Genomic DNA, 6058 nt, shown 5'->3' on the forward strand with positions numbered 1-6058 from the left:
AAGATGCACAGCAACCTGATCGTGGCGCGGATGGACGTCCGTTCCAGCGCCGAGGTCGCCCAGCTCTTCGCCGAGTTCGACAACACGGACATGCCGCACCGCATGGGCACCCTGCGCCGGCGCCTGTTCACGTACAACGGCCTCTACTTCCACCTCCAGGACTTCGCCGAGGACGACGGCGGCGAGCGCATCCAGGCGTCCCGCAACGACCCGCGCTTCATGAAGATCAGCTACGACCTGCAGCCGTTCATCCAGCCGTACGACCCGGAGACCTGGCGCACGCCGGCCGACGCGATGGCCACGCGCTTCTACGACTGGACGGCGTCCGAATGACGTCCGCCGGATCAGCGCAGATGACGGGAGGGCACCGCTCGTGGCCCGCCGGGTAGTCATCACAGGCATCGGGGTACTGGCGCCGGGAGGCATCGGTGTCCGGGAGTTCTGGGAACTGCTGTGCTCGGGGCGCACGGCGACGCGGGAGATCACCCACTTCGACGCCTCCGGATTCCGCTCCCGGGTGGCGGCCGAGGCCGACTTCCTGCCGGAGCTGCACGGCCTGACGCAGGACGAGATCCGCCGCATGGACCGCGCCGCCCAGTTCGCGGTGGTCGCGGCCCGCGAGGCCGTCGAGGACAGCGGCCTCGACCCCGCCGGCTTCGACCCCTACCGCACGGGCGTCAGCATCGGCACCGGAGTGGGAGCCGTCAGCAGCCTCGACAAGGCGTACCGCGCGGCCAGCCTCGACGGCCGGCTCCAGGCCGTCGACCACACGCGGGCGCCCCAGCACCTCCACGACCACTTCGTACCCAGCTCCTTCGCCACGGAGGTGGCGTGGACGGTGGGTGCGGAGGGGCCGGTGACGGTGGTGTCCTCCGGTTGCACCGCGGGGATCGACTCCGTGGCCCATGCGGTGGACCTGATCCGCGAGGGAGCCGCGGACGTGATGGTGACGGGCGCGACGGACGCGCCGATCACCCCGCTGACGCTGGCGTGCTTCGACGCGATCAAGGCGACGACGACGCTGAACGACGATCCGGAGCGGGCGTCGCGGCCGTTCGACGCGACCCGCAAGGGTTTCGTGCTGGGCGAGGGCGCGGCCGTGTTCGTGCTGGAGGAACTGGAAGCGGCCCGCGCCCGCGGCGCCCGCGTCTACGCCGAAGTGGCCGGCTACGCCTCCCGCTCCAGCGCCTTCCACATGACCGGCCTGCGCCCCGACGGACGGGAGCTCGCCGAGGCCGTCACGGTCGCCCTCGACGAGGCGCACCTCGGCCCCGCCGACCTCGACTACGTCAACGCGCACGGCTCGGGGACCAAGCAGAACGACGCCCACGAGACGGCCGCGTACCGCCTGGCCCTGGGGCCGCACGCCTACCGGGTTCCGGTGAGTTCGATCAAGTCGATGATCGGGCATTCGCTGGGATCGGTGGGGGCGTTGGAGATCGCGGCGTCGGTGCTGGCGATGGAGCACCACGTGGTGCCCCCGACGGCGAACCTGCGCACCCGTGACCCCGACTGCGATCTGGACTACGTGCCCGTGGTGGCGCGGGAGCACCGCACGGACGCGGTGCTGACGGTCGGCAGTGGCTTCGGGGGGTTCCAGAGCGCGATGGTGCTGGCCCGGCCGGACAGGAGGTTGCCGTGAGCGGCAGGACCCTGATCACCGGTATCGGTGTGGCGGCGCCGAGCGGGCTGGGCGTGGAGGACTTCTGGGCGGCGACGCGGATCGGGAAGAACGCGATCGGGCCCGTGACCCGCTTCGACGCCTCGTCGTACCCGGCGCGTCTGGCGGGGGAGGTCCACGGGTTCGAGGCGGGGGACCACCTGCCGGGGCGGCTGGTGCCGCAGACCGACCGGGTCACCCAGCTCGCCCTGATCGCCACCGACTGCGCCTTCGCGGACGCGGGCATCGCACCCGGGGACGTCCACCCCTGTGACATGGGTGTGGTGACCGCTGCCGGGTCGGGGGGCCTGGAGTTCGGCGAGCGGGAGCTGCGCAAGCTGTGGAGCCAGGGCGCGAGGCACGTGAGCGCGTACCAGTCCTTCGCCTGGTTCTACGCCGTCAACAGCGGCCAGATCGCGGTCCGCAACGACCTGCGGGGTCCGGCCGGAGTCGTGGTCGGCGACCAGGCCGGCGGGCTGGAGGCGTTCTCGTACGCGCGGCGGCGGCTCGGCAAGGGGAGCCGGCTGATCGCCACCGGCGGCTTCGACGCCTCCGTCTGCTCCTTCGGATGGGCCGCGCACCTGGCCGGCGGATCCCTCTCCCTCAGCGACGAGGCCGAGCGTGCGTATCTGCCGTTCGACGGGGCGGCGTCGGGATACGTGCCCGGTGAGGGCGGGGCGATCGTCGTCCTGGAGGACGAGGGCAGTGTCCGGGCCCGGGGCGGGCGCAACGTCTACGCCGAGTTCGCCGGGTACGCGGCGACGTTCGATCCGCGGCCGGGCAGCGGGCGCGAGCCCGGTCTGCGGCGGGCGCTGGAGGGTGCGCTGGCGGACGCCGGCTGTCATCCGGACGAGGTGGACGTGGTGTTCGCCGACGGCGCCGGTGTCGTGGACCTGGACCGGGTGGAGGCCGAGGCCATCACGGCGGTGTTCGGTCCGCGGCGGGTGCCGGTGACGGTGCCCAAGACGATGACCGGGCGGCTCGGCGCCGGCGGCGCGCCGGTCGACGTGGTCAGCGCGGTCCTGGCGATGCGCGAGGGGCTGATCCCGCCGACCACCAACGTCGAGCTCTCCCCCGCCTACGACATCGACCTGGTGGCCGGGCGTTCCCGGACCGCCTCCGTGCGCACCGCGCTCGTCCTGGCCCGCGGCCACGGCGGCTTCAACTCCGCCGCCGTCCTGCGCGCCGTCGACTGAGCCGCCCACCGCCGTCCCACCCCTGCCCCACCCCGTACGACAGAACTCCCACGGCCGGACTCCCCGGTCGCGGAAGACCGATGAAAGGACCCACCGTGTCCAAGCAGGAATTCACCTTCGACGACCTCAAGCGGATCCTCCTGGAGGGTGCGGGCGCCGACGAGGCCGTCGACCTCGACGGCGACATCCTCGACGCCGACTTCGAGGCCCTGGGCTACGAGTCGCTGGCCCTCCTGGAGACCGGTGGCCGCATCGAGCGCGAGTTCGGCATCACGCTCGACGACGACGTCTTCAGCGACAACAGCACCCCGCGCACCCTCGTCGAAGCCGTCAACCAGCACCTCAAGGTCTCCGTCGACGCCTGACGCGTCGCGCAGCACCCGCCACCACACCCCCCATCCCAGCCCACAGAAAGGGAGTACGCCCATGGCCATCGATCAGGACTGCACCGACACCCAGGTGATCGTGGTCGGCGCGGGCCCCGTCGGACTGCTGCTCGCCGGAGAACTCCGGCTCGCGGGGGCGGACGTGGTGGTGCTCGACAGGCTCACCGCGCCGACCGCCGAGTCCCGGGCGTCGTCCCTGCACGCCCGGACCGTGGAGATCCTCGACAGCCGAGGCCTGCTGGAACGCCTCGGCGACGTACCGCGCGAGAACGCCGGCCACTTCGGGGGCATACCCCTCGACCTCGGCCTGCCCGGCCCCTACCCGGGGCAGTGGAAGGTCGCCCAGACCCGCCTGGAGGAAGTCCTCGGGGAATGGGCGGCCGACCTCGGCGCGGACATCCGGCGCGGCCACGAGCTGACCGGGCTGACCACGACGGCGGACGGGGCTCTGGCCACCGTACGCACCGACAGCGGCGAGGAACTGGCCTTCCGGGCCCCCTACCTCGTCGGCTGCGACGGCGAGAACAGCGCCGTACGCCGCCTGGGCGGCTTCGGCTTCCCCGGCACCGACGCCGAACGCGAACTGCTGCGGGCCGACGTCGCCGGCATCGACGTCCCGAACCGCCGCTTCGAGCGGCTGGCGGGCGGACTGGCCATCGCGGCCCGCCGGCCCGACGGGGTGACCCGGGTGATGGTGCACGAGTTCGGGGCCCGCCCCCGGGCCGGGCAGCCCGCCTTCGAGGAGGTCGCCGACGCCTGGAAACGCATCACCGGAGAGGACATCGGCTCCGGCACCCCACTGTGGGTGAACTCGTTCGGCGACGCCTCCCGGCAGGCCGCCGAGTACCGCAGGGGCCCGCTCCTGCTCGCCGGGGACGCCGCCCACCAGCAGATGCCGATCGGCGGCCAGTCCCTCAACCTCGGGCTCCAGGACGCCTTCAACCTCGGCTGGAAGCTGGGCGCCCGGATCGCCGGGCACGGCACCGAGGAACTCCTCGACAGCTACCACGCCGAACGGCACCCCGTCGGCAAGGCCGTCCAGGGCAACGTCCGCACCCAGGCGATGCTGCTGCTCGGCGGTCCCGAGGTGGACGCGGTGCGGGAGGTGTTCGCCGAGCTCACCGCCAGCGAGAACGTACGGGCCCACCTGGCCGGGCTGATCTCGGGCCTCTCGGTACGCCACGCGGTCGGCGACGGCGGCGAGGGCGGCGACGGCTCCGGGCTGCTCGGCCTGAGGGTGCCGCACTGGGCGGTGACCACCGCCGAGGGCGGCACCGGCACCTTCGAACTGCTGCGTCCGGGGCGGGGCCTGCTGCTCCTCCCGCCCGGCGACGAGGCCCGCCGGGCCGAACTCGCCGAGGCGGCCGCACCCTGGGCCGGCCGGGTCCGCACCGTGGCCGCCGCCTCGGTCACCGCCGGCCCGGAGGCGGGCGGCCCCGCCGCGGAAGCGGTGACCGCCGTACTGGTACGCCCCGACGGCCACGTGGTCTGGGCCGACGGGCCGGACGCGGGCCCGCTCGCCGGGGCGCTGGGCCGCTGGTTCGGGCCCGAGCGGACCGGGGAGCCCACCGTCCGGCCCCCGGCACCGGCCACCGCCGGCGCCCCCGCCGCGGTGCTCACCGCGCCCGCGGCGGTCCCCGCGCGGACCGGCGCCGGGGCGGAGCGGCTCACGGGCCGCACCGCGCTGGTGACCGGGTCGAGCCGGGGCATGGGCCGGGCGGCCGCGATGCGGCTGGCGGAGGAGGGCGCGCTCGTCGCCGTCCACTACCACCAGGACGAGGCGGCCGCCCACGAGGTCGTCGCCTCGGTCGAGAAGGACGGCGGCCGCGCCTTCGCGCTGCGCACCGAACTGGGCGTCGACGGGGACGCGGACACCCTGTTCACCGCGCTGGAGGCGGAACTGCTGGACCGCACCGGCTCCACCGACCTGCACATCCTGGTCAACAACGCCGGGGTGATGGGCGGGGTCCCGGCGGACGAGGTCACCCCCGAGCAGTTCGACCGGATCTTCGCCGTCAACGCCAAGGCGCCCTTCTTCCTGATCCAGCGGGCGCTGCGGAACATGCCCGACGGCGGCCGCATCATCAACATCTCCTCCGGCCTGACCCGGTTCGCGAACCCGGACGAGATCGCGTACGCGATGAGCAAGGGCGCGCTCGAACAGCTCGCGCTGCACTTCGCGAAGGCCCTCGGCCCCCGGGGCATCACCATCAACTCGGTGGCGCCCGGCATCACCCGCAACGGCAGCCCCGTCTTCGACATCCCGGAGGCCGTCGAGTACATGGCGGGGCTGTCCGCCTTCAACCGGGTCGGCGAGCCGGAGGACGTCGCCGACGTGGTGGCCTTCCTCGCCACCGACGAGGCGCGCTGGATCACCGGCTCCTTCGTCGACGCCACCGGCGGCACCCTCCTCGGCTGATCCACGAGACCCAGCCGAGGGCCCGAGACCCCGCCGGCGCACAACCCACGCGCCGCGCCGGCGGCGGGCGGGCGGTCCGGGGAACCCTCCCCGGGCCGCCCGCCCCCTTCTCCCGCGTCCCCGTCCCCGTCCCCTCCTGCGAAAGGCGAGCGTGCACACCCGATGAACACCCGGTCCGGCGGCCGGGCCCGGGCCCGCTGGGCCCTGGTGTCCGTACTCGCCGCCAACATGCTGGTGGACGCCCTGGAGGTGTCCGCGACCCTGGTGGCCCTGCCGTCCGTCGGCAGCGGCCTGGGGCTGTCCGTCACCCGGGTGCAGTGGCTCGTCAGCGGCTTCGCGGCCGGCTTCGGCGGGCTGCTGCTGTTCGGCGGCCGGCTGGTCGAGCGGCTGGGCCGGC

The 6058-nt window shown here is 73.9% G+C and carries 5 protein-coding genes and 1 pseudogene; all 6 read left to right on the forward strand.

From position 1 onward, the window contains the following. The first annotated feature begins 3 nt into the window (after positions 1 to 3). A complete protein-coding gene (locus SSNG_RS36330; RefSeq protein WP_007268984.1) occupies positions 4 to 333 on the forward strand; it encodes a TcmI family type II polyketide cyclase in 330 nt (109 codons plus the stop codon). A 40-nt stretch (positions 334 to 373) separates the two neighbouring features. Beyond that, entirely contained in the window at positions 374 to 1642 is a 1269-nt protein-coding gene (locus SSNG_RS36335) for a beta-ketoacyl-[acyl-carrier-protein] synthase family protein (protein WP_007268985.1), read from the forward strand. Further along, positions 1639 to 2856 (forward strand): ketosynthase chain-length factor, encoded by a 1218-nt coding sequence (locus SSNG_RS36340; RefSeq protein ID WP_007268986.1) that lies wholly within the window; start codon positions 1639 to 1641, stop codon positions 2854 to 2856. The genes SSNG_RS36335 and SSNG_RS36340 overlap by 4 nt, the downstream gene beginning before the upstream one ends. A gap of 95 nt (positions 2857 to 2951) precedes the next feature. Further along, positions 2952 to 3221, forward strand: a complete 270-nt coding sequence (locus SSNG_RS36345) for an acyl carrier protein (RefSeq protein WP_007268987.1) — start codon at positions 2952 to 2954, stop codon at positions 3219 to 3221. A gap of 61 nt (positions 3222 to 3282) precedes the next feature. Further along, on the forward strand, positions 3283 to 5661 hold the full coding sequence (locus tag SSNG_RS36350) for an SDR family oxidoreductase (RefSeq protein WP_042804857.1): 2379 nt from the start codon (positions 3283 to 3285) through the stop codon (positions 5659 to 5661). A gap of 162 nt (positions 5662 to 5823) precedes the next feature. Further along, positions 5824 to 6058: pseudogene (locus SSNG_RS42775) on the forward strand (MFS transporter); the annotation flags it as partial.

The organism is Streptomyces sp. C, assembly GCF_000158895.1.
Lineage (GTDB): Bacteria > Actinomycetota > Actinomycetes > Streptomycetales > Streptomycetaceae > Streptomyces > Streptomyces racemochromogenes.

Bases quoted from the DNA above. Each gene is read 5' to 3' on its own strand.
- SSNG_RS36330 (WP_007268984.1), top strand. From the start codon at position 4: ATGCACAGCAACCTGATCGTGGCGCGGATGGACGTCCGTTCCAGCGCC.
- SSNG_RS36350 (WP_042804857.1), top strand. From the start codon at position 3,283: ATGGCCATCGATCAGGACTGCACCGACACCCAGGTGATCGTGGTCGGC.